Below are 23,541 nucleotides of genomic sequence, written 5' to 3'. Positions count from 1 at the left end.
CGATGGGCGACCACCTGTTGATGCCCGGCGCGGACGAGAGCGGCGACGACGGGATGAGACCGCTGGTCCGGCGCCTCTTCGAGGCACATGACGACGACCTCCCCTACCTCATTCATCGTCAGGAAACCGTCTCCCGGGGCGAGTTGCGCGAGCGCGTGGCCAAACAGGCCGCCGTCTTCGCCGGATACGGGATCGGCCCGGCGAGCACGGTGGGGCTGCGGACCCCGCCCAGCTTCACCCAGGCCGAGGTGCTGCTCGCGCTGTGGCGGCTCGGCGCCCAGGTGCTGCTCTTCGACTTCCGGCTCAAACCGGCCGAGGTCGCCGCGCTCTGCGCCTCCTGCCGGCCGCAGTTCATGGTGAGCGCCGGCACCAACGTCCAGGCCACGTTCGGCTTCCGGTCCGAGTACGAGGTCGTCACCGAACGCCAGGGCGGCGGCCGGCCGGCCACCACCGACCACCGGCTGGTCCAGTTCAGCTCGGGCTCCACCGGGCGGCCGAAGGTGATCGGCAGGACCGCCCGCTCGCTCGCCGCCGAGGTGGACCGGTTCGCCGGGATCCCCGGCATGCCGGGCCCGGGCGACCGCCTGCTGCTGCTCAGCTCGACGGCGCACAGCTTCGGCCTGGTCGCCGGACTGCTGCACTCGCTCGCGGCCGGGGTCGCGGTGGTCTTCGCCCCCCGGATCTCCGCCCGCGACATCCTGCGCACCGCGGTCGAGCATCGGGTCACCGCCCTGTTCGGGGTGCCGATGCACTACGAACTGCTCGCCGCCGCCATCGATCCCCCCGCCCTGCCCGACCTGCGGGTCGCGGTGTCGGGCGGCGAGCTGATGCCCCCGCCGGTCGCGGCACGGTTCGCCGAACGCTACGGGGTGTGCGTCGGCGAGTCCTACGGGACCACGGAGACCGGCGTGGTCGCCATGGACACCGGCGGCGCGCTGCGGCCCGCGGTCGGCCGGGCCGCCCCGGGTGTCGTGGTGCGGGAGCACCGGGGCGAACTGGACGTCGCCCTGGCGGAGTCGCCGTATCTCTTCGACTCCGGCGGCGCCCAGTACGCGGACGGCTGGCTGCACACCCGGGACCGGGCCACCGTGGACGGCTACGGCGCGGTACGGGTGCACGGCCGCGCCGACTCCCTCGTCGTGATCGGCGGCCTCAAGGTGGACCTCGTCGAGGTCGAGAACGTGCTCCGCGAGCATCCGGCGGTCGAGCAGGCGGTCCTGGTCCACGAGGGCGTCACCGAGGCGTACGTCTCGTTGGCCGCAGGGGCCCGGCAGCCGAGCGCGGAGGAACTGCTGCGCTGGTGCCGGCAGCGGCTGGCCGACTACAAGCTGCCGCGGGTGATCCGGCTGCTGGAGACCCTGCCCCGCACGTCCAACGGGAAGCTGCTGCGCCAGGCGGCGGCGCTCCAGGCGGCCGCGACGGGCCGCGCATAGCCCGCAGAGCACCTTCTCCCTTCTTCTTTCTCTTTCCGACCCTTCACGTGGAGACACCGATCATGAGTACGTCGACCCTGGAAGACGAGATCCGCGAGTTCGTCCTGACCGCGGTCATCGACGAGATGAACATCCTGACGAGCCGCGACGGCATCACGGACGACAGCCCCGTGACCGTCGGCGGGCTGGACGTGGACTCACTCAGCCTGATCGAGCTCACGCTGCGGCTGGAGTCGCGGTTCGGCGTGGAGATCCCGGACACCGACATCGAGCCCCTGGCCTCCCTGACCCTCGGCGGGCTCGTCGCCGAGGTCGTCCGGCGCGGTGCGCAGGCATGAGCACGAGCATCTTCACCACCGACACCGTCCGGGAACTGCTGTCGGACCGCAACGTCTTCCCGGGGCTGCCCGACGACCTCGGCGAGGACGACGAACTGGTGCTGGACTCCCTCGGGTTGGTGTGGCTTCTCCATGTGGTGGAGGAGCGCTACGGCCTGGTCGTCGAGCCCAGCGACGAGGACATCGCCGGCCTGACCTCGCTCCGGCGGCTCACCCAGTACCTCGGCGCAGCCGAGCCGGCCCCGGCCGAAGGGGGGCGACCGCGATGAGCGGCGAGGTCACGGTGACCGGATTCGGCGTACGCACCGCGTTCGGTGACGGCGCCGAAGCCCTCCGACGCGGAGTCTTCGCGGGAGTCCCCTCCTTCGCGCCCACCTCGAGGTTCGACACGGGCCCGTACCGGACGCCGATGGCCGCCGCCGCCCCCGAGGGCCCCGACGCGGTCGAGGACTGGGCACTGCGCCACGCGCTCTCCCGGTGCGGTGCGCGGGCCCTCGACATGGCGGGCCTGCGCCTGGGCACGCAGGCCGCGGTCCTGCTCGGCATCGCCGGTGACCACACCGCCGTCACGCGGTACTGGCGGACCGAGGCGGGTGCGCCGACCGCCGGGAAGGTGCCGTTGTCCGACGCCGTCCCCGCTCAGCTGGCCGAACTGCTGGCCGCGGAGTTCGCGCTGAGCGGGCCGCGGCTGACCTTCACCAACGCCTGTGTCGCCTCGGCCGCCGCGATCGTCCACGCCTGCCGGCTGATCTCCTCCGGGCGGACCGACGTGGCGGTCTGCGCGGGCGGTTACCTCGTGGAGGAGGAGACCTTCGGGAAGTTCGACTCCGGGCGGGCGCTGTCCCGGGACGGCATGGTCCGCCCGTTCAGCGCCGACCGCAGCGGACTGCTGCTGGGTGACGGGGTGGCGGTCGTCGTGCTCGAGTCCGCCGAGCACGCCCGGCGCCGCGGTGCCCGGCCGCTGGCCTCCGTGGTCGGCTGGGGCGCGGCGACGGACGCCCACCACATCGCCCAGCCCCACCCTGAGGGCGCCGGCCTCGCCCGGGCGGCACGGCAGGCCACTCGGCTCGCCGGTGACCCGGAGGGAGCGGCCCTCGGCTACGTCAACGCCCACGGCACGGGCACCAGGTACAACGACGGGGCCGAGACCCGCGGGCTGCGGGCGGCCTTCCCCGAACGGGCGGAGTCGATCCCGGTCAGCTCCACCAAGAGCACCACCGGCCACCTCCTGGAGGCGGCGGGCGTCGTGGAGTTCCTGATCACGCTGCTGGCGCTGACGGACGGCGTCCTGCCGCCGACCGCCGGATACACCGCGCCGGACCCGGAGTGCGACCTCGACTACGTGCCGAACCGGCCGCGCCAGGCCGATCTGCGCCGGGCCCTCACCATCAACGCCGCCTTCGGGGGAGCCAACACCGCACTTCTCCTGGAGCGGCCGTGACGACCAAGCCCCTGTCGCGCTCCGCGCTCGGCGTCCTCGCCACGGCCACGGCCACCCACGGCACCGGGCGCGACGACGACATCGCGCTGCCCAGGCTGCCCGGCTTCGTGGAGTCCGCCTTCAGCCCGCTCGCCTACGAGGTGAGCCGCCGGTGTCTGACCGAGCGGCCCGGCGACGGCACACGCACCGCGGTGGCGCTGGCCAGCCTGGCCGGTGACACCACCACCGCCGACCTGGCCAGCAGCCGCGTGGTCTCCGGGAAGGTGCACAACCCGCTGCTGTTCATGCAGGCCACCCCCAACTCCGTACTGGGTCACACCAGCCGGGAGTTCGGGATCACGGGGCAGATGTTCAGCGTCTCCACCTTCGACGACCCGGTGGCCGAACTCCTCGCCCTGGCCGACCTGTTGCTGGAGGACCCGGAACTGGACCGCGTCCTGGTACTGGGCGTGGAACTCGGCGGCGGCGCGCGGACGACGGCAGTGCACCGGGAACTGACCGCCGACAGCGGCCGTCCGGTGCCCGACCTCCCCGCGTCCGCGGGCCTCGCGGCGGCGGTGCTGCTCGGCCGTGCCGACGCCGGCGCACCGGTGACCGTCGCCTGGGACAGGGTTCCCCCGTACGGCGACGACCTCCGGCATCCCGGAAGCGTCCAGGGCCTGTTCGATCTGGCAGCCGCCCACCGGAGGCTGCTGCGGGACGGCGGCAGCCACCGCCTCGTGCCCTGCGCCTTCCTCCTCACCGCCGACAGAAACGAGAGCGACCCCCATGCTCATCAGTAGGCAGGAGCGGGCACGGATCTGCTCCGACACCGAACTGGGCGCCGGCAACGTCCTGGAGCGACTGAAGGCGTACGGCCGTCCGCTCGACGAAACCGTGCTGCGCACGGACGGCGGCTGGCACGCGCCGGACGGCAGCCGCCCCGAGGCGCTGACGCTCGGACGGCTGCACGAGGTCGTCGAGACGTACGCGGGCTGGTACGCCGCACAGGGCGTGCGGCCCCGCGACCCGGTCGCCGTCCACTCCTCCTCCAGCGCCGAGTTCGCGGTGAACTTCCTGGCGCTGACCTCCCTCGGCGCGATTCCCTCGTTCGTCAACGGCAATCTGGCCCCGGAGATCGCCGGGGAGTACGTACGCCGGCAGGGCGCGGTCGGCGCGTTCACGGACCGCGCCCACCGGGAGGTACTGGCGGACTCCGGGCTCGGCTTCCGCGTCACCGCCGACGACATCCGCCCCGAGCACCGCGCGTCGCTGCCGGCGGCGTACCCCTACCGACACCACCCGACCGACCCGGTGCTCATCTCGCACTCCTCCGGCACCACCGGCATGCCCAAGGGCGTGCCGCACACCCACCGCACGCTGATGTACGCGCAGTTGCACCGGCTGCGCTACTCCACCGGCACCGACATGGAGCGCACCCTGGTCGGGCTGCCGGGCGCGCACAACGCCATGGTGGCCACGCTGCTCTACTGCCTGCTGCTGCGCACCGACATCAAACTCCTCTCCAGCCAGCGCGGCGGCGAAGTGCTCGACGCCGTCGAGGAGTTCCGGCCGACCACCGTGCTGGCCTTCGCCGGCACGTTCGGCGAGATGGCCGCCGAGGACCTGACGAGCCGTGACCTGTCCAGCGTGCAGGTGTGGTTCAACACCGGCGACGCGGCGCACGAGGCGCACATCAGGGCCCTCGTCCGGCACGGCAGCCACCTGGAGATCCGCCGGGACCTGAGCCGCGTCCGGGTGGACGGCTCGGTCTTCGTGGACGGGCTCGGCTCCTCGGAGGCCGGCTACTCCGTCTTCCACAACCGGCACACCAAGGACACCTCGGCCTACTCGCGCTGCGTGGGCAAGCCGATCAGTTTCGCCGAGGCCGCCGTGCTCGCCGAGGACGGCACCCCGCTGCCGCCGGGGCGGATCGGCCGCCTCGGCCTGAAGTCGCCGACCCTCACGCCCGGTTACTGGAACGACTCGCTGACCTGGAACCGGATGCGGCTCGGCGGCTACTGGCTCACCGGGGACCTCGCCCACCAGGACGAGGACGGCAACTTCTACCACCTCGACCGGGCACCGGACACCGTCCGCACCCGCGACGGGATCGTCTTCAGCACCCGCACCGAGGAACTCCTCCTGGCCGAACTGCCCGAACTGGCCGACTGCACGGTCGTCGGCGTCGCTCCGGACGGCGTCCGGGCGGACTGGGACGGCGACGGGGAGGCCGAGGCGTACGCGCTGCTCCAACTCGCAGACGAGAACGGCGAGGAGAGCGGCGACGACGGCGACGACAGGGACGAGGTGTGGACCGGGCGGGTCAACACCGTCCTGGCGGGCGCCGGATTCCCGCCGGTGACCCGGGCCCTGCGGATGAAGCCGGACGACGTGGCCAAGGGCGCCACCGGCAAGGTTCTCAAACGAGTGATGCGCGACAGGTTCGCCGCCAAGGAGCAGCACGCATGAGCACGAACACGGACACCGACGGCGTCAACCACCGCGCCCGGGCGGGGGAGGCGTACCGGCTGTGGTGGCAACACGACGCCCACTGGTACCAGGGGGTGGCCGCGCGTTTCGGACAGCAGGCCGCGAACGAGATCAACGCCGAGGCCCTGCGCAAGGTCGCCCTGCACGTGGCCCAGCGCGTGACCCGCCTCTGCGGTGCGCTCCCCGACAGCGGGGACACCGGCAAGGACCTGGAGGAGCTGCGCCGCCGCTACGACGAGTGCGGTGACCGGATGTTCCCGCCGGAACTGCGCAACGCCTCCACCGAGGTGGAGGGCGACGACACCATCGTGCTCACGTTGCGGCGGAACTTCGCCGTGACCATGGTGCGGATGGCCGGTTCGCTGGACGGCTACCGGTGTCCGTGCACCGACATCCACGCCGGCTGGTCCGAGGGGCTCGGGGTGACTCTGACGGAGAACCGGGCCGAGAGCTGTCTGCGCGACGGCGACAAGGCGTGCCGTCTGCTGATGCGGGTCGCCACCCCCGCCCCGTCCACGACGGAGGGCTGAGCCGTGCGGATACTCGTCGCCGGGGCCACCGGAGTGGTCGGACGTCCGCTGGTGGGCGCCCTGCGAGCGCGCGGCCACCAGGTCGGCGCGCTGGTGCGTGAGCGGTCCCGGGCCGACGCCCCGGACGCGGACGAGGTCGTCGTCGCCGACGCCCTCGACCGCGAGGCCGTGCTGTCGGCGGTGTCGGCCGTCCGGCCCGAGGTGGTCGTCCACCAGTTGTCGGCGCTGCGCCTGCTGCGCGACGACCCTCCGGAAGCCTTCGCGCAGACCGCGCGGCTGCGCACCGAGGGCACGGCCCATCTGGTCGAGGCGGCCCGGGCGGCCGGTGCCCGACGGCTGGTCGCACAGTCCATCGCCTTCGCCGCCGCCCCCGCCGGGCCCGCGGTCCTCGACGAGGACGCGCCGCTGTACGTGGACGCCCCGGACCCGGGCTGGGCCGCCACCGTACGGGCCGCCGCCGAACTGGAGCGGCTGGTCCTGGACGGCGGCCCCGACCTCGCGGGCCTGGTGCTGCGGTACGGCACCCTGTACGGCCCCGGCACCGCGTACGCCCGGGACGGCGGGACCGGGCAGCGCGTGCTGGCCGGGAAGTTCCCGCTGCCCGAGGGCGGGGCCGGAATCACGTCCTTCCTGCATGTGGAGGACGCCGTGGGAGCGGCCGTCGCCGCCGTCGAGTCGGAGGCCACCGGTGTCCTCCACGTGACGGACGACGAACCGGCCCCGGCCGCCCAGTGGCTGCCGCACTACGCCCGCACGCTCGGCGCCCCGCCCCCGCGCACGATCCCGGCGGCACTCGCGCCCCGGCTGCTGGGCTGGTTCATGACCCATCAGCTCACCACGGCACGCGGAGCGGCGGGCGACCGGGCCCGTACGACGCTCGGCTGGAAGCCGCAGCGGCCGAGCTGGCGCGACGGGCTGGGCCGGGAATGACAGGACGGTCAGGACAGTCAGGACGGACGGCTCGGACCGGGCGGGCAGGAACCGGGGGCGCCCTCGCGATCGGTGTCGTCGGCGCCGGTCCGCGCGGGCTCTCCGTCCTGGAGCGGATCTGTGCCAACGCGGCAGGCACCGGCCGGCCGGTCGCGGTGCACCTCGTGGACCCGTACCCGCCCGGTCCGGGCGCGGTGTGGCGCACCGGTCAGCCGGGCGAGCTGCTGATGAACACGGTCGCCTCCCAGGTGACCCTGTTCACCGACGACAGTGTGGACTGCGTGGGCCCGTCCGTAGCGGGGCCCAGCCTGTACGCGTGGGCGCGCATGATCGCGCAGGGCACCGGCGACCACCCGGACCGGGTCCTGGACGAGGCGCGGCGGCTCGGCCCGGACACCTATCCGACCCGGGCTTTCCACGGCCACTACCTGGAGTGGGTGTTCCGGCACCTGTTACGCACCGCGCCCGAGGAGGTGACGGTCCACACGCACCGGTCGACCGCGGTCGCGCTGGACGACGCCTCCGACGGGCGGCAGACGGTGACGCTGGAGAACGGCGTCCGGCTGGCCGGGATGGACTCGGTGGTGCTGGCCCTCGGCCACGGGGAGCTGGTCCCCGACCGGGACGAACGCGAGCCGGCCGACTTCGCCGCCCGGCACGGTCTCACCTACGTGGGGCCCGGCAACCCGGCGGACGCCGCACTGGAGGGGATCGCGCCGGGCACACCGGTCGTCCTGCGCGGCCTCGGGCTGAACTTCTTCGACCACCTGGCACTGCTCACCGAGGGCCGCGGCGGCACGTTCAAGGAGAGCGAGACCGGCCTCGTGTACCTCCCGAGCGGCAACGAGCCGATGCTGTACGCCGGTTCGCGGCGCGGTGTGCCGTACCACGCCCGGGGCGAGAACGAGAAGGGCGCGTTCGGCCGCCACCACCCCCGCTTCCTGACCCAGGAGATCATCGCCGGGCTGCGTCGGCGCGCGGACGACGGACGGCCCGTCACCTTCCGCGAGGGGATCTGGCCGCTGATCGACCGTGAGGTGCGCACCGTCTACCACCGGGCGTGGATCCGGGCCGCCCACGGGACCTGGGCCGCCGAGGAGTTCGTACGGCTCACGCTCGCGGGCCGGTGTCCCGAGGAGGACCTGCTGGACCGGTACGCCGTGCCGCGCGGCGAGCGGTGGAACTGGCAGCGGATCGAGCGCCCGTACGGCGAGCGCGCCTTCGCCGGCCGCGACGACTTCCGGAACTGGCTGCTGGAGTACCTGCGGCGGGATCTCGCCGAGGCCAGGCTGGGCAACGTGAACGGGCCGCTGAAGGCAGCGCTGGACGCCCTGCGGGACCTGCGCAACGAGATCAGGCTGGCGGTCGACCACGGTGGCGTCTCCGGCGAGTCGTACGCCGGCGAACTGGCCGGCTGGTACACGCCGTTGAACGCCTTCACCTCGATCGGGCCGCCGGCCTTCCGGATCGAGCAGCTGATCGCGCTGGTCGAGGCCGGGACGCTGCACGTCGTAGGTCCGGGGATGCGGGTACGGCCCTCCGCGAGCGAGCGAGGATTCCTGGTGGACGCGGAACTGGTGTCCGAGCCGCCGGTGCGGGTCGGCGCGCTGATCGAGGCACGGCTGCCCGACGTCGACCTGCGGCGCAGCGCCAACCCCCTGCTCAGGGCGCTTCTCGCGGCCGGTGCCTGCGTTCCGTACCGGCTGGGCGGTCACGAGACGGGCGGGCTGGCCGTGACCGGCGGCCCGCCCCGGCTGGTGGACGCGGCGGGCCGGGCGCACCCGCGCCGGTACGCGTTCGGCGTGCCGACGGAGGGAGTGCGCTGGGTGACGGCGGTCGGGGTCAGGCCCGGCGTCGGCTCGGTGACGCTGGAGGACTCCGACGCGATCGCACGGGCGGTCCTGCTGCTTCCGGCGGCCGAAGCGCCGTCGCTCTCCGCTTCTTTGACGACACATCAGACATGAGACACAGGGAACGTAGGGAGTCGATGAGCGTGAACGCGCTGTCCGTGGGCACCGACGCGGGCCTGCTCGCCCCCACCTGGGCGGACACGCCGGCCGCGGCCGAGGTGACCGACGAGGCGTGGCTCCAGGCCATGCTGGACGCCGAAGTGGCCCTGGTGCGGGCCCAGTGCGCCGTCGGGCTCACCCCGGCCGCCGCGGCGGAGGCGATCGCCTCGGCGGCCCGTGCGGACCGGCTGGACCCGGTCGCCCTCGCCCGCGCGGCACGGGCCACGGCCAACCCGGTGGTCGCACTGGTCACCGCCTTCACCGAGGTGGTCGCCGCCCAGGAGCCGGCCGCGGCCGAGTACGTGCACCGCGGATCCACCAGCCAGGACATCCTCGACTCGGCGGCCATGCTGGTCGCCCGCCGGGTGCTCGCCCTGATCGCCGCCGACCTGGAACGCGTCCGCGCCGCCCTCGCCACGCTGGCCGCCACCCACCGCCACACCGTGCTGGCCGGGCGCACCCTGACCCAGCACGCGGTGCCCACCACCCTCGGTCTCAAGGCGGCCGGCTGGCTCCAGCTGGTCGCCGACGCCCTGGCCCGCGTACGGGCGCTCGCGTCCGCCCTCCCGGCCCAGCTCGGCGGCGCGGCCGGCACCCTCGCCGCGTACGGCGAGTACGCGGCACTGGACGGCGGGAAGAGCGAGGACGCGGTGGAACTGCTGAGGCCGTTCGCGCAGGCGCTCGACCTGGCCGAACCGGTGATCCCCTGGCACACCGCGCGCACGCCCGTCGCGGACCTGGGGGCGGTGCTCCAGTTGGTCACCGGGGCGCTCGGGAAGTTCGCGCTCGATGTGCAGACGCTCTCGCGCACCGAGATCGGTGAGGTGTCCGAGCCGGTGGCCGCCGGGCGCGGGGCCTCCTCCGCCATGCCGCAGAAGCGTAATCCCGCGCTCGCCACGCTCATCGTGTCGGCCGCCCGGCAGGTCCCCGCGCACGCCCTCGTCCTCGCCCAGTGCATGCTCGCCGAGGACGAGCGGCCCGCCGGGGCGTGGCACGCCGAGTGGCAGCCGCTCCGGGAGGCGCTGCGCCTGACGGGCGGTGCCGCGCACACCGCCGTGGAGCTCGCGGAGGGGCTGGTCGTCCACCCGGACCGGATGCGCGCCAACCTGGAACTGACCGGCGGCGCCATCCTCACCGAACGGCTGACGGCGGCGCTCGCCCCGGCGCTCGGCAGGGCGCGGGCGAAGAAGCTGCTGACCGCCGCCGCGGCCGAGGCCGACGGCAGCGGACGTCCCCTCGCCGAGGTGCTGTCCGCCCATCCCGAACTGTCGGCCCGCTTCACCCCGGACCGGCTCGCGGAACTCCTCGACCCGGCCCGGTACACGGGCGCGGCCGACGCGTTGGTCGAGCGGGCACTGCGCGGATACGGGCGCGGATACGTGGGCGGATACGGGGATGCCGACGTCACCGTCCCGACGCGCGAAGGGGGCGCCCGGTGAGCGCCGTGAGCCGCACCGAAGAGGCCAGGACACCGGTCGCGGCCCCCCGGTCCTGGCCCGTCCTCCTGGTCGTCGTCTGCGCCCAGATGCTGATCTGGCTGGACACCTCGATCCTCAACGTCGCGGTCACCACGCTGGCCGACCCGGCCGAGGGACTGGGCGCGACCCCCGCCGAGCTGGAGTGGGTGGCGAGCGCCTACACCCTGGTCTTCGCCGGCACCCTCTTCGCGGGCGGCGCGCTCGCCGACCGCTTCGGCCCGCGGACCACACTCCTCGCCGGACTGGCGCTGTTCGGCGCCGCCTCCGGGGCCGGCGCGTTCGCCGGGAACGCGGCCTGGCTGATCGTGGCGCGCGCCTTCATGGGCGCGGGCAGCGCGCTGCTGATGCCGGCGACCCTCTCGGTGATCGTTCAGAGCACCCCTGAGGAGAAACGCACCCGCGCCATCGCCATCTGGAGCTCGTCCAGCGGTCTGGGCGTGGCCGTCGGCCCGGTCGTGGGCGGAGCACTGCTCAGCCACTTCTGGTGGGGTTCGGTCTTCCTGGTCAACGTGCCGATCGTGGCCCTGTGTCTGGCCGGCGTGGTGGCCGTGGTGCCCGCGCTGAAGGGCCCCAGGCGCAGGGTGCTCGACCTGCCGGGCCTCGCGCTGTCGGTCCTCGGCCTCGGCGGCGTGGTCTACGGCGTCATCGAGCTCGGCAACGGCCGGAGCGCGCACGGGCTCCACGTCCTGCTGCCCCTCGTCCTGGGCGGCGCGCTGCTCACCGCCTTCGTGGCCGGTCAGCGCAGGTCCCCGGCGCCCAGCCTGGACCTGCGGCTCTTCCGGCAGCCCGGGTTCACGGCCGGAAGCGTGGTGCTGCTGATCGCGTTCATGGCACTGGCCGGGCACCTGTTCTACGCGGCCTTCTATCTCCAGGGGCCCCGCGGGCTCTCCCCGGCCGACGCCGGCACCGTGATGATCGCCGCCGCCGTCGGCATCGTCCTGGGCAGCCAGGCGTCCCCGGCGATGAGCAGGCTGCTGTCGGCCCGCTGGACGGTCGCGGCCGGAGTCCTGGCCACGGCGGCCACCTACGTCGGCTACCTGTGGTTCGACGCGGGCACCCCGATCCCGGTCGTCGTCACCTTGCTGTGGGTGCAGGGGTTCGGCATGGGCCTGGTCGGCACACCGGTCACGGCCGTGATGATGAGCGGGGTGCCACCGCAGCTCGCGGGCGCCGGATCGGCCGTCAACAGCGTCACCCGGCAGGTGGGCGGGACGCTCGGGGTGGCGATGGCCGGTTCGATCCTCTCCGCCGTGTACCGGGACCGCATGGCGGACGCCACGCTGCCCGGCGGTCCGGGGGAGCTCTCCCCGGCCGCGCGGGACCAGGCCCGCACCTCGGCCGAGGCGGCCCGCTCACTGGCCGGTTCGCTGCGGCTGCCCGAACTGGCCGCCGCGGCCGACCGCGCCTTCCTCGACGCCATGTACGCGGCCACGTTCTGGACCGCCGTACTCGCCTTCGTCGGGTTCGTCGTGGCCGCCGTGGGGCTGCGCGCACGGAAGGCCGACGGCGAGACCGGAGGGAACCGAAAGGACAGGGACACGAAATGAATGAAATGCCAGGAAGCGGCGATCGGGCCGCCGCGCGGTCGGTCTTCGTGACCGGCGGGAACAGGGGGATCGGGCTGGCCATAGCCCGGCGCTTCGCCGCGGCGGGAGACCGGGTCGCGGTCACCCACCGCGGTGACGGGCCACCCGCCGCCGACCGCCTCCTCGCCGTACGGTGCGACGTGACGGACGGTGAGCAGGTGGACCAGGCCTTCAAGGAGGCCGAGGCCGCCCACGGGCCGGTCACCGTCCTGGTGGCCAACGCGGGGCTCACCAGCGACCGGCTGCTGGTGCGGATGAGTGAGGAGGACTTCACCTCCGTGATCGACACCAACCTCACCGGAGCCTTCCGGGTCGCCCGGCGCGCGGTGCGCGGGATGCTACGGCAGGGCCACGGCCGGATCGTGCTGATCTCCTCCACGGCGGCACTGCACGGCGCCGCCGGGCAGACCAACTACGCGGCGGCGAAGGCGGGGCTGGTCGGTTTCGCCCGGTCACTGACCCATGAACTCGGTGCCCGGGACATCACCTGCAACGTGGTGGCTCCCGGCCTGACCGAGACGGACATGAGCCGCGCGCTGACCGAGGAGCAGCGCCGGAACCTGCTCGGCCGCACCCCGGCCGGCCGCCTGGCCCACCCCGACGAGGTCGCCGACGCGGTGGCGTTCCTGGCCGGCGCCGGCTACGTGCGCGGGGCCGTGATCCCGGTCGACGGAGGAGCCGGACTGGGGCATTGAGACGAGTGGGCCGTTGGCCGGCCGATGGCGGTGGAAGCCACGTCCTCGCTGAGCCATTGGACCAGTATTTTCATCCCCTGTTGAACCACCAGTCCTCCAGGTGCTGAGATGGTCGTATCGATGGCGCTGCGGACTCCGCGGCGCCTTTCTCATGTCGCATCTCATGCCGCGCCCGATGTCGCGGTGCACGAGGGTGGGGAAAGGGCGGGGCAGCTTGCTGAAGAGGGCTTTCGTGGCACCGGATCCGGGGCGTGCGCGGCTGCGGTTCGCCTCCCGGGCCGTGCTGGGTATCGGGCTCGCCGTCGCACTGTGCGGTCTGGCCGGGCTTTCGCTGACGGCGGCGATCACCGGAGGTCTGGCCGCTCTGCTCGCTCTGTTCACGGTGACCGACGCGACGGTGCGCGCGCAGGCCGTGACGACCGCTCTGCTCCCGGTCGTCGGGCTGCCGGTGCTCGCTCTCGCGGCCGTCCTGCACGAGCTGCCCGTCGCCCGCGACCTGGCCTTCCTCGCCGTCGTGGGGGCCGGCGCGTACGCACGGCGCTGGGGGCCGCGCGGGCACTCGCTCGGCGTGTTCGCGTTCATGACCTTCTTCGCCGCGCAGTTCCTGCACACCGTCCCCGGCCGGCTGCCGGAGCTGTACGCGGCGGTGCTGACGTCGTTGGCGGCGTCGTCGGCGATGCGGTTCGGGGTGTGGTGCTACGAGCGGCGGCAGCCGGCGCCGGTGGCCGCCGTCGCCCCGCCGGCCGGCGGTACGGGGCTGGCGCGGATCACGACCCGGCAGGCGATACAGGCGACCGCGGGCGCCGGGATCGCCCTCGTCGTCGGGCAGGCGCTGTCCGACCAGCGGTGGTACTGGGCGGTGGGCGCCACGTGGTGGGTGTTCGTCAACACCACCTCGCGCGGCGAGACGCTGATACGGGGCTTCCGGCGGTTCCTCGGGACCGTCATCGGCATCGTGCTGGGCCTGGTCGTGGCCCTGCCCCTGCACGGGGAGCCGGTGGCGACCGCCGTGATCGTCGCGCTCGCCGTCTTCGGGATCTTCTACTCCGCCGCCGTCTCCTACACGTGGATGATGCTCGCCGTCACGGTCATGGCCAGCGCGCTGTACGGGCTGCTCGGCCTGCTCGACCCGGCCCTGCTCGCCCTCCGGGTGACCGAGACGGCCGTGGGGGCGCTGGGCGCCGTACTGGCGGTGCTGCTGGTGCTCCCGGTGACCACGCACTCCGTCACCGACGCGTGGGTGGAGCGTGCCCTGCGCTGCGTGCACACCTGTACCGCAGAGGCCGCCGCCCGGCTCGCCGGTTCCCCGACGGCGGACCCGGCCCGGCGGGTGGCCGAGCTGGAGCAGATCCTGGCCCGGGTCCGGCAGTCCCTGGCGCCGCTGGTGCATCCGCTCAGCCCGCTTCGGGCCCGCAAGGGCCGGGCCCGGCGTGTCCTCGCGCTGCTCGACGACTGCGCCCGCGAGGTGCGCGGACTGTCCTCGGTCGCCGCGGACCCCGAGGCCTCGCACGACGCCCGGCTCGTCGCCGCCTGCTGGCGCGTGGAGGCCGCCGTCGAGGCGCTCACCGCCCCGCCGCCCGACGGACCGCGCCACCCCGCGGAGTTCGCCGCCGCGCCGCACCGCGCGCCGGCCGAGCCGGTACTGGCCCATCTCCACGCCCTGGAACAGGCACTTCTCGAACTCGCCGTGCCCCTGCGCGGATCCCACCGGGTCTCGCTCGGCGCCTGAGCGGGCGCGGCCCTCCCGGCGCGGAGCTCGCCGCCCGGATCCGGCGCGTTCCCGGGAGCACCGGCGTGGACGAGCGAGCGTGCCTGGTCTAGACCGCTCGTGATCGACTGCTACCGTCACCCCGAGCAGCAGCGTCAGCAGCGACAGCGGCGACCCGGGAGGGGACAGCGGTGGCAGACCTCGGCGGAAGGCGACGGCGGGCGTTCATCGGCTCGTTCACGGCGGCGGGAGGGCCCGGGATCGTGGCCGCCGCCGTGGACCCGGACAGCGGCGCGCTGACCGTCCTGAGCAGTGTGAACGGCGTCCCCGACCCCTCCTATCTGGCGCTGTCGGCCGCCGGGGACACGCTGTACGCGGTCAGCGAGACGGCCGACGGCGCGGTGGCCGCCTACTGCGTCACGGGCGACGTGCCGGAGCAGGCCGGGCCACCCGTGCCCATCGGCGGCAGCGGGCCCACCCACCTCAGCGTGTTCGACGGCCACGTCCTCACCGCCAACTACGGCTCCGGCAGCGTCACCGCCGTCCCGCTCCGCCCGGACGGCACCCTCGCCCGCGTCGCCTCCGGCGTCCTGCGGCACACCGGTTCGGGCCCGCACACGCGTCGCCAGCAGGGCCCGCACGCCCACCAGGTGCAGCCCGACCCGAGCGGCCGCTGGGCGGTCAGCGTGGACCTCGGGACGGATTCCGTGCGGGTCTGCGCCCTGCGCGACGGCAGCCCCGTCCTGCACCGGGAGCACGCGCTCCGCCCCGGCTCCGGACCGCGCCACCTGGCCTTCCACCCGGGCGGCGGATACGCCTACGTCGTCAACGAACTCACCCCGACCGTCACCGTCTGCCGCTGGGACGCCTCCGACGGCTCACTGAAGCCGATGGCCGAGGCGGCGGTACTGCCCGGCGCGCCGGACGGGGACGCCTACCCCTCGGGTCTCGTCGTCTCGCCCGACGGCAGGTTCGTCTGGACCGCCACCCGTGGCGAGGACGTGCTCTCCGTGTTCGCCGTGGAGGGCGAGGGGGAGGCCCTGCGGCTGGTCGGGACGGTGCCCTGCGCCGGGCACTGGCCGCGGGCCGTCGCCGTCGACGGGTCGGGCGGCTTCCTCTACGTCGCGAACGAGCATTCCGGCGACGTCACCTGGTTCACCCTGGATCCGGCCACCGGCCTGCCCCGACGCGGCGGCTCGATCGCGGTCCCGGCGGCGTCCTGTGTGGTCCTCGGGTAGGCCTGTCCGGCGGATCAGGCCGCAGGCGAGCCGCAGATCCTGTATCGGCGCGGATGCGTGGGCCACACCCCGCGTCAATGGCATGTTCCGCCCCGGCCGTCCGCACGACGAAGGGCCCGCTCCTCAGCCGGTGCGGACCCTTTGGGTCGTACTGCGTCCCAACGGTTGGATCAACGGACCGGCGCGCCCTGCGGCTGCGGAGGGGCGATGCCGAGAGCGGTCGTGTACTTGGCCAGCGCGAGCTTGCCGATGGCCGGGTACGGGCCGAGCGCCTCGGCGGCGGCGCAGCCCGCCTCCTTGGCCGCCTCCTCGATCAGCGTGGCGTCGATCTCCGGGCCGATCAGGTACGGAGCCAGCGCCAGTTGCTGGGAGCCGGAGGAACGCAGCTGCTCGGCGACGGAGGCGATGGACCCCTCCTGGTCGAGGGCCGCGGCCATCACCGGCACGGCGAGGCGCGCGGCGAGCAGCATGCCGGTGATCCCGGCCGCCTGCACGGCTTCCTCGCCGCCCACGGAGGCCAGGATGATGCCGTCCGCGGCCGTCGCCACGGTGAACAGCCGGGCGCGGTCCGCGCGGGCCAGACCGGCCTCGGACAGCCGCACGTGCAGCGCCTCCGCGAGCAGCGGGTGCGGGCCGAGCACATCGGTCAGTTCGGCCGCGATCCGGCTCTCCATGACGGCCTGGCGGACCTGGCGCAGCAGCGCGCTGTCGGGGCCGGCCAGCAGCGGCACGACGACGGCGACCGGGCCGTCGGGCTCGTTGACGTCCAGACCGGCGGCACGGGCCTGCTCGAAGCGGGCGGTGCGCTCCTCGGCGGCGTACACGAGCACGGACTGCAGGGTGGGGAAGTCGGTGTCGTCCCCGTCGAGATAGCCGATGCGCGCGTCCAGGCCGGGGAGCTCGGAGCGGGCGATGCTCACGATCTCCTCGGCGAGGCCGCGGGTGGCGGCACTCGGCGTACCCGGCACCGCGAGAACGAGGGCGGGCGCGCCCTCAGGAGCCGCCAGGGGCTCGGGTCGGCGGTGCCGCCCGGGCTGGCGAGGTCGCGGCATTCGTACTGGCAGGCCGGACGCGGGCCCAGTGGGGGAGCTCATGGCGAGGCATGTTACTGGCTTCCTGGGCTCCCCTGTTCGGGGAGGGTGCAGGTGAGCGGTATCCGTCCGGTTTTGTCTGATGAGTTACGTACGGATCAGAAGTGATCAGCGTGTTTTCCGGGCGACTTGCCCTCGAAGGGGGTAATCCCCGCTTTTGGACCGCCACGTACGTTCCCTACGCCCGATGCATTACGTCTGGTGCACCACCGACAGCAGCGTGTCCTCGCCCGGCAGCGTGAGCGTGCCCGTTGCCAGAGCGATGGCGATGCGCACGGCGCCGTCCAGCGGATCGCCATCGGCGGGCACCCGCCGGGCGTGCGGCAGCCGTCTCGCCAATTCGCCCTCCAGGGGGACGAGGAGAGGGTCGCCGATCCTGAACAGGCCCCCGGTGAGGGCGATCCGGGGCTCCCCGCCGCGCGGACAGACGGCGGCGGCCGACTCGGCCAGGTGCCCGGCCGCCGCACGCAGGATGCCGGCGGCGACCGGGTCGTCCTGGGCGCAACCGGCCACGTGCGGCGCGAAGGAGGCGAGGACGGCCGGGCGGTCCGCGCGAGGGTAGAGCAGGCCGGGCAGGCCGGGCATCGGGCCGAACCGCTCCTCGGCGCGGGCCAGGAGCGGAGCGGACCCGCCGGGACGCCCGTCGTACGCGCGCAGGGCGGCTTCCAGCCCCGCCCGGCCGATCCAGGCGCCACCCCCGCAGTCACCGAGCAGATGACCCCACCCGTCCGCCCGCCGCCACGCCGTCAGATCCGTGCCGATCGCGATCAGACCCGTGCCGGCCGCCACCACCGCACCCGGCCGCGCTCCGAGCGCACCGACATAGGCGGTGACGGCGTCGGCGGCGAGCGCGGTCGTACGGACCCCGAACTCCCGCGCCAGCGCGCCCGGAAGCTCCGCCCGCAGGGCGTCGCCCAGCGTGCTGAACCCGGCCGCGCCCACGACGGCCGTGGCCGGCGTCGGGGCACCGGTCTCCTCCGTCAACGCCCGGACCAGTGGCGCGAGGTGCGCCATGAGATGGCCCGGGTCGATGCCCCGCGCGCCGGTGCGCACGGGCACCTCGGACGAGCGTCGGCCCAGGACCCCCCGCTCGGCGGTTCCCAGCGCGACCCGCAGCCCGGAACCACCCGAATCCACGGCGAGGATGCCGGACCGGGAGTCGGAGCCGTACGGGGAGCCGGTCGCGGTGCTGGAGGCGGTGGCGGTGTCGTCGCCGGGACCGGCGTCGGCGGTCACGGCAGGCGCCGGTGCGCCCTGACGGTCAGGATCTGCGTTTCGGGGAGGGAGTGGCTCGATCACCGGAGGCGACATGCTCCGCTCCTTCCCTGTGACCGGCTCGAAGACCTTGGCGAGAAGGAAGGGTAGTGCCGAGGGACGGCGTCCGCGTGCGGGGTTTCTCCGCTTGTGCAGGGGCGCGGCGCGTGCCAGTAGAGTGGCGCGTCGTGGCACCACGACCCTTGCATGAACTTGTCGAAGCAGGCTGGGCGAAGGCTCTGGAACCTGTGGCCGAACGTATCGCGGCCATGGGGGACTTCCTCCGGGCCGAGATAGCTGCGGGCCGGACCTATCTTCCGGCCGGGGCGAACGTCCTGAGGGCCTTCCAGCAGCCCTTCGACGACGTCCGCGTCCTGATCGTCGGCCAGGATCCCTATCCCACACCGGGGATGGCGATCGGGTTGAGTTTCGCGGTGGCGCCCGAGGTGCGTTCGCTGCCGGGGAGCCTGGAGAACATCTTCCGGGAGATGCACTCCGACCTGGGGCTGCCCAGGCCGTCCAACGGTGATCTGACGCCGTGGACGCAGCAGGGTGTGCTGTTGCTCAACAGGGCGTTGACGACGGCCCCGCGCAAGCCGGCCGCGCACCGTGGCAAGGGCTGGGAGGAGGTCACCGAGCAGGCCATCCGGGCGTTGGCCGCACGAGGGAAGCCGCTGGTGTCGGTCCTTTGGGGGCGTGACGCGCGTAATCTGCGGCCGTTGCTCGGGGATCTTCCGGCGATCGAGTCCGCGCATCCCTCGCCGATGTCGGCGGACCGCGGTTTCTTCGGCTCACGGCCGTTCAGCAGGGTCAACGACCTCTTGCTGCGGCAGGGTGCTCAGCCGGTGGACTGGCAACTGCCGTAGGCCCCTGCCGCGTCCGAGTCTCTTCGTCCGCCCTCGGCCGTCAGCGTCTACGGGGTCCGACAGCTCTGGCCGCAGCGGCTCCGCGAAGGCATACCGACGGCGATCGTGGGCCGGTCCGCCACCTCGTACGCGACTTCGTGGTACGCCTTGCACGAAAGGGGTGGCCGACATGACGTCGGGCCCCTTTCGTGAGCTCAGACCTGCTCGGTCTGCTTGGCGGAGGTGCTGTGGGTGAGCAACCGTTGGCCAAGGCCGGACGGCCGTCACTTTCGCGGGGTCCGCCTCATCCGATCACCGCGGCCCGTACGCACAGGACGTCCGGCAGGTGCGAGGCCAGTTGGCGCCAGCTGTCGCCGTCGTCGGCGGAGGCGAACACCTCGCCGTTGCGGTTGCCGAAGTACACGCCCGCTGGGTCCGCGTCGTCCGTCCTGAGCGCGTCGCGCAGGACCGTGCCGTAATGGTCCTCCTGCGGCAGGCCGGCCGTGAGCGGCTCCCAGCTCCTGCCGGCGTCCGCCGTGCGGAAGACGCGGCATCTGTGGTCGGCGGGTACCCGGTCGGCGTCGGCGTTGATCGGGAACACGTACGCCGTGTCGCCGCGGGTCGGGTGCGCGGCGACGGCGAAGCCGAAGGTGGAGGGCAGGCCCGCGCCGATGTCGGTCCACTGCCGGCCCGTGTCGTCGCTGCGGTAGACCCCCCAGTGGTTCTGAAGGTAGAGGCGGTCCGGGTTCGCGGCGTCCCTCGCGACCTTGTGCACGCACTGGCCGAACTCCGGGTTCGGATCCGGCAGGAACACCGCGGAGACACCGGAGTTGGAGGGCGCCCAGCTCGCCCCGCCGTCGGTCGTGCGGAACACCCCGGCCGTCGACACGGCCACGGTCACCGCCTGCGGGTCGCGTTCGTCGGTGAGGACCGTGTGCAGGCCCTCCCCGCCGCCGCCCGGCACCCACTTCGAGCGCGTGGGGTGCTCCCACAGGGGGCGGACCAGCTCGAAGCTCTCGCCGCGGTCCTCCGAGCGATACAGCGCGGCCGGTTCCGTGCCCGCGTACACCACGTCCGGCTCGGCCGCCGCCGGGTGCAGCTGCCACACCCGCTCCAACGAGGCCTGCGTGTCCTGCGGGAACTTGACGGCCGGTTTCCCCGGTTCGGTCCAGGTTCGGCCGAGGTCGTCGGAGTGGAACACCGACGGGCCCCAGTGCGCGCTGTCGCCGCCGGCCAACAGCCGCGGGCGGTCGCCGCGGGTGTCGATGGCGACCGAGTAGATGGCCTGTGCGTTGAAATAGGGGGATTCGTCGAACTCCCATGTGGCGCCGCGCCGGCGCCCGATGAACAGGCCTTTGCGCGTGCCCACGGCGAGCAGTACCTCGGTCATGCCGATCACCTCCGCTGTGTCTTCGACGTCCTTGTCCCAGACACCGGCCAGTCTGCACCTCGCCACTGACAGTCACCTCTGGACACGCCGTCGCCGCAGGTCACAGCGGGGATGGCGGGCGAGGACAGCATGACATCGGCCACTTTCGGCGGGACGCCTGCGCGGCTGCCGGGAGCGTGGGACCGTCGGGACGAGGGAGTCGTCCTGAGCATCGGGCCCGCCTGCCCCGTATGGGAGGGCGGCCGGGATGTTCATGTGCTCACGAGGAGGAAGCCTTCGATGGCGTTCCGAGGTCCGAAGGTGTGGCTGTGGCGCTGGCGGCGCAACCCGCTCAAGCGTCGCGCCGACACGGTGGAGTCCTGGGTCGTGCTCGGCGTGTGGGTGTTGACCGTACTCGCCGGGGTCCTGGCGGGGTTGGCGACCGCAGGGTCCGTCGAGCACGGCCTGGCGCGGGAACGCGTCGAGTGGCGGCCCCTCGTGGGGCGACTGTCCGAGCAAGCCCCGGGCAAGGCCGCAGCGAGCGGGTCCTCCAGCGGCGATCAGGTGTGGGCGAAGGTGGGCTGGACCGGGCCGGACGGTTCCGCGCACGCCGGCCAGGTCCGGGTCGGCCCCGGCAGCGCCGCCGGCACCCCCGTCACGGTCTGGACGGACCGCCAGGGCCGCCTGGTGACCGAACCGGCCACCGCCGCCCAGGCCAGACTGCGCGCCTCTCTCGTCGGCGGCCTGGCAGGAGTCGGCGCGGCGGCCCTCCCCTTCGCGGGCGGCCGTTTCGTACGGGGCCGCCTGGAACGCCGACGCGTCGAGCAGTGGGACACGGACTGGGCCCGCTTCGACGCACTGTGGGGCCGCCCCACGGGCTGACCCGACCCGGTCTGCGGTTTCACCCGGACGGAGGCCTGAGGGCCGCGTGAAGGCTTGTCGCCCGGGCGGAGACTTCGTGCCTGGGCGGAGGTGGCCGCCGCCACCCGCGATCGCCACCGGCCCTCCACCCCCACCCCACCCGCCGGGTGCGCATGGGCAGCCGTTCGCCTACGTGCCCTCCACCACCCCCCGGCAGACCCTCAGCAGCTCCTCGTCCCTCGGGATGTCGTGGCTGCCGTGTCCGCCGGGGCGGGCGGTGTGGCGGCGAGGTCCGGCGAGTTCCGTCGCCGCCAGGTCCCGAAGCGGCGCGGCCGTGGGACCGAGGGCGGTGAGGCAGGTGGCGATGGCAGTGCGTGTCCGGGGGCGTTCCGCCCAAGCGGACCGCAGCGCCCCGCCGACGGCCGGTTCGACCTCCCCGGTGATCCGGCAGACCGCGCATCCGGCCGCCGCCCTCTCCGCCGCGCTGCCCGTCTCGATCGCCCGGCGCAGCGCGGGCAGCGCAGGGTGTGCCGCGGGGCCGAGCAGCTCGAGCGAGCGCGCGGCGAGGGTCCGCCGCCAGTGATCCTCGTGCGTCAACTCCCGCAGCAGGACGTGCAGGACGGCGGACGTGTCGCCCTCGACGGCCCACAGGGCGTCCGCCGCGGCGAGAGCGTGTTCGCCGTCCAGCAGCCCACGCAGGACCGGCACGGCCTCGCGCGCGCCGGCCCCGAAGGCAGCCAGGGTCTCGATCGCGGCCCGTAGGGGCCGGTCCCCGTGGCCGGTCCGGGCGGCTCGACGGGCGGCGTCGAGCACGCGCACCACCTCGGGCAGTGACTCCGTGTCGCGCAGTGCCCGCAGCGCGGACAGCAGGGGCGTCGCCGTGTCGGGGGAGCCGAGGGGCACGGCGGCGAGCGCGCGCCGCAGGGCCGGCGCGAGCGGGGCCGCCGGGGCGCCGAGGTCCGCGACGGCGGCTCCCAGGTCCCGGGGGACGACCGGCTCGGCCAGCACCTCGGCCAGGACGGGCACCGCACGTGGATCCCCGCTCCTGGCCAGCGCGTGCAGCGGCCCGGCGAGCAGGGGCGCCTCGGGCCGCCACCGCCGTATCCACTCGTCGGGGTGCGAGGCCACCAGCGCGTGGAGGCGGTCGGCGGCCGGGGCGGCCAGCGCGAAGAGATCGGCGAGGACGGACACGGCCGTGTCGCGGAGCCGCCCCCTGTCCTCGTGCTCCTCCGGGCGCAGTTGCTCCGCGATCAACGCCACCGTCGCGCTGTGGTCGCCCCGCCACTCCCGGAACAGCGCGGCGGCCAACAGCACGGCGTTGCACCGGTCGGTGGGCGCCGGGCTCGTCAACTGCCCGTGCAGCAGGGTGATCCGGTCCGGCAGACGGTCGTCGAGCGCGGTGTGCAGGGTGCGCAGCAGCCTGGTCCCCTCCTCGTCCGAAGGGCGCAGTCGCCGTAGCCGGTCGACGAGCGAGTGCACGCCGGACGCGCCCGCCGCCCCCGGGCGGCAGGGGTGCTGCGCGGAGCGCTCCCCGACCAGCCCGAGGACCGTCGGCACCAGGTCGGCCGGGAGCCGCTCGGGCGCGCAGGACGCGAGCTGGCCCAGCGCGGCCAGGCGCGGTCCCGGACCGTGGGGCGGACCGCTCAGCGCGGCCAGCAGCTCCACCGCCCGGGCGGCCTGTTGGGGATGCCGTCGCGCGAAGTGACCGAGGTTCTCGACGAGGGCGATCACGAGCCGGTCGTTCCGCTCGACCGTGAGCCGTTCCCGTAACAGGGCCAGGACACGCGCCGGTTCGTCGAGAAACCGCACGACCGCCGTGGCCGCCGCCCGGCGCACTCCCGCGTCCGGATCCCCGGTCAGCCGGACGAAGACCTCGGCGCCCGCCCGGACGGCGGCCCCCGCGCGGACCACCACACCGGCCCGCGCGGCCACGCCCTCGGCGCTCGCGCACTCCCCGATGCTCACCAGCAGGTCCACCAGCCCGCCACGCTCCCGCACCCGTTCGTCGGCGGCCAGCGCGAGCAGAAACGGAACGCAGGCGAGCGTCGAGTCGTAGACGTTCCCCTCGTGGTGCACCGCGCCGTACATGCCGTCCAGCGCCGCCGCCCGCTCGGCGGTCTCCGCGGAGGCCAGCCCTCTGAGCAGCCCGGGCACGTCCCGCGCGCTGCCGTACGCGTGTCGCAGTGAGGTCCAGTCGACCTCGTCGATCCCCGTGAACACGTTGTCCTCCCCCGGACGAAGTGCCAGAAGCACCAACTGATCA

Annotated in this window: 20 protein-coding genes; 16 read left to right on the top strand and 4 right to left on the bottom strand. The window is 74.0% G+C overall.

All coding sequences use genetic code 11. The annotated features are described in order from the left end of the window. Positions 1-2 precede the first annotated feature (2 nt). From OG289_RS05770 to OG289_RS05705, 14 genes are all read left to right on the top strand, one after another. Positions 3-1,433 carry a class I adenylate-forming enzyme family protein gene (locus OG289_RS05770; RefSeq protein WP_327312912.1) on the top strand — a complete coding sequence of 477 codons (1,431 nt, stop codon included), beginning with the start codon at positions 3-5 and terminating at the stop codon, positions 1,431-1,433. A 62-nt stretch (positions 1,434-1,495) separates the two neighbouring features. Beyond that, positions 1,496-1,771 carry an acyl carrier protein gene (locus OG289_RS05765; protein ID WP_327312911.1) on the top strand — a complete coding sequence of 92 codons (276 nt, stop codon included), beginning with the start codon at positions 1,496-1,498 and terminating at the stop codon, positions 1,769-1,771. Further along, complete coding sequence (locus OG289_RS05760; protein ID WP_327312910.1) at positions 1,768-2,040, top strand: acyl carrier protein; 273 nt, start codon at positions 1,768-1,770, stop codon at positions 2,038-2,040. Before OG289_RS05765 ends, OG289_RS05760 begins: the two co-directional genes overlap by 4 nt. Further along, positions 2,037-3,212, top strand: a complete 1,176-nt coding sequence (locus OG289_RS05755; RefSeq protein WP_327312909.1) for a beta-ketoacyl-[acyl-carrier-protein] synthase family protein — start codon at positions 2,037-2,039, stop codon at positions 3,210-3,212. Before OG289_RS05760 ends, OG289_RS05755 begins: the two co-directional genes overlap by 4 nt. Further along, positions 3,209-3,994, top strand: a complete 786-nt coding sequence (locus OG289_RS05750; protein WP_327312908.1) for a hypothetical protein — start codon at positions 3,209-3,211, stop codon at positions 3,992-3,994. Before OG289_RS05755 ends, OG289_RS05750 begins: the two co-directional genes overlap by 4 nt. Continuing rightward, positions 3,981-5,663, top strand: a complete 1,683-nt coding sequence (locus OG289_RS05745) for a class I adenylate-forming enzyme family protein (RefSeq protein ID WP_327312907.1) — start codon at positions 3,981-3,983, stop codon at positions 5,661-5,663. The genes OG289_RS05750 and OG289_RS05745 overlap by 14 nt, the downstream gene beginning before the upstream one ends. Beyond that, positions 5,660-6,214, top strand: a complete 555-nt coding sequence (locus OG289_RS05740) for a hypothetical protein (RefSeq protein WP_327312906.1) — start codon at positions 5,660-5,662, stop codon at positions 6,212-6,214. Before OG289_RS05745 ends, OG289_RS05740 begins: the two co-directional genes overlap by 4 nt. A 3-nt stretch (positions 6,215-6,217) precedes the next feature. Next, a complete protein-coding gene (locus OG289_RS05735; RefSeq protein ID WP_327312905.1) occupies positions 6,218-7,144 on the top strand; it encodes an NAD-dependent epimerase/dehydratase family protein in 927 nt (308 codons plus the stop codon). Then, positions 7,141-9,108 (top strand): FAD/NAD(P)-binding protein, encoded by a 1,968-nt coding sequence (locus OG289_RS05730; RefSeq protein WP_327312904.1) that lies wholly within the window; start codon positions 7,141-7,143, stop codon positions 9,106-9,108. Before OG289_RS05735 ends, OG289_RS05730 begins: the two co-directional genes overlap by 4 nt. Positions 9,109-9,131: 23 nt before the next feature. After that, entirely contained in the window at positions 9,132-10,592 is a 1,461-nt protein-coding gene (locus OG289_RS05725) for a class-II fumarase/aspartase family protein (protein WP_327312903.1), read from the top strand. Next, complete coding sequence (locus OG289_RS05720; protein ID WP_327312902.1) at positions 10,589-12,178, top strand: MFS transporter; 1,590 nt, start codon at positions 10,589-10,591, stop codon at positions 12,176-12,178. The genes OG289_RS05725 and OG289_RS05720 overlap by 4 nt, the downstream gene beginning before the upstream one ends. Positions 12,179-12,183: 5 nt before the next feature. Continuing rightward, the gene (gene fabG / locus OG289_RS05715; RefSeq protein WP_327320598.1) at positions 12,184-12,912 is read left to right on the top strand and encodes a 3-oxoacyl-ACP reductase FabG; all 729 of its coding nucleotides are present in this window, start codon (positions 12,184-12,186) and stop codon (positions 12,910-12,912) included. A gap of 214 nt (positions 12,913-13,126) precedes the next feature. Then, positions 13,127-14,641, top strand: coding sequence for an FUSC family protein (locus OG289_RS05710; RefSeq protein WP_327312901.1), 1,515 nt, complete (start codon positions 13,127-13,129; stop codon positions 14,639-14,641). A gap of 170 nt (positions 14,642-14,811) precedes the next feature. Further along, positions 14,812-15,858: a lactonase family protein gene (locus tag OG289_RS05705; protein ID WP_327312900.1), complete on the top strand. Its 1,047-nt coding sequence runs from the start codon at positions 14,812-14,814 to the stop codon at positions 15,856-15,858. Between the two features lie 170 nt (positions 15,859-16,028). Here the strand turns inward: OG289_RS05705 and OG289_RS05700 are convergent, their stop codons facing one another. Together OG289_RS05700 and OG289_RS05695 are read right to left on the bottom strand one after the other, a co-directional pair. Further along, positions 16,029-16,952 (bottom strand): sirohydrochlorin chelatase, encoded by a 924-nt coding sequence (locus OG289_RS05700; protein ID WP_327312899.1) that lies wholly within the window; start codon positions 16,950-16,952, stop codon positions 16,029-16,031. A gap of 189 nt (positions 16,953-17,141) precedes the next feature. After that, positions 17,142-18,185 carry an N-acetylglucosamine kinase gene (locus tag OG289_RS05695; RefSeq protein ID WP_442818872.1) on the bottom strand — a complete coding sequence of 348 codons (1,044 nt, stop codon included), beginning with the start codon at positions 18,183-18,185 and terminating at the stop codon, positions 17,142-17,144. A 206-nt stretch (positions 18,186-18,391) separates the two neighbouring features. Between OG289_RS05695 and OG289_RS05690 the strand changes: the two genes are divergently transcribed. Next, positions 18,392-19,069, top strand: coding sequence for a uracil-DNA glycosylase (locus OG289_RS05690; RefSeq protein ID WP_327312898.1), 678 nt, complete (start codon positions 18,392-18,394; stop codon positions 19,067-19,069). A 283-nt stretch (positions 19,070-19,352) separates the two neighbouring features. On the opposite strand, the gene OG289_RS05685 is transcribed toward OG289_RS05690, so the two are convergent. After that, positions 19,353-20,504 carry a WD40/YVTN/BNR-like repeat-containing protein gene (locus OG289_RS05685; RefSeq protein ID WP_327312897.1) on the bottom strand — a complete coding sequence of 384 codons (1,152 nt, stop codon included), beginning with the start codon at positions 20,502-20,504 and terminating at the stop codon, positions 19,353-19,355. Positions 20,505-20,717: 213 nt separating this feature from the next. Between OG289_RS05685 and OG289_RS05680 the strand changes: the two genes are divergently transcribed. Further along, complete coding sequence (locus OG289_RS05680; protein WP_327312896.1) at positions 20,718-21,299, top strand: Rv1733c family protein; 582 nt, start codon at positions 20,718-20,720, stop codon at positions 21,297-21,299. Positions 21,300-21,467: 168 nt separating this feature from the next. Here OG289_RS05680 and OG289_RS05675 read toward each other — a convergent pair whose 3' ends face one another. After that, the gene (locus OG289_RS05675; protein WP_327312895.1) at positions 21,468-23,498 is read right to left on the bottom strand and encodes a HEAT repeat domain-containing protein; all 2,031 of its coding nucleotides are present in this window, start codon (positions 23,496-23,498) and stop codon (positions 21,468-21,470) included. Between the last annotated feature and the right edge of the window lie 43 nt (positions 23,499-23,541).

Origin of the sequence: Streptomyces sp. NBC_01235 (genome assembly GCF_035989285.1) — a bacterium.
Classification (GTDB): Bacteria; Actinomycetota; Actinomycetes; order Streptomycetales; family Streptomycetaceae; genus Streptomyces.
Note: the sequence above shows the minus strand (reverse complement) of the source record. Positions and strands in the feature narration are given on the sequence as shown.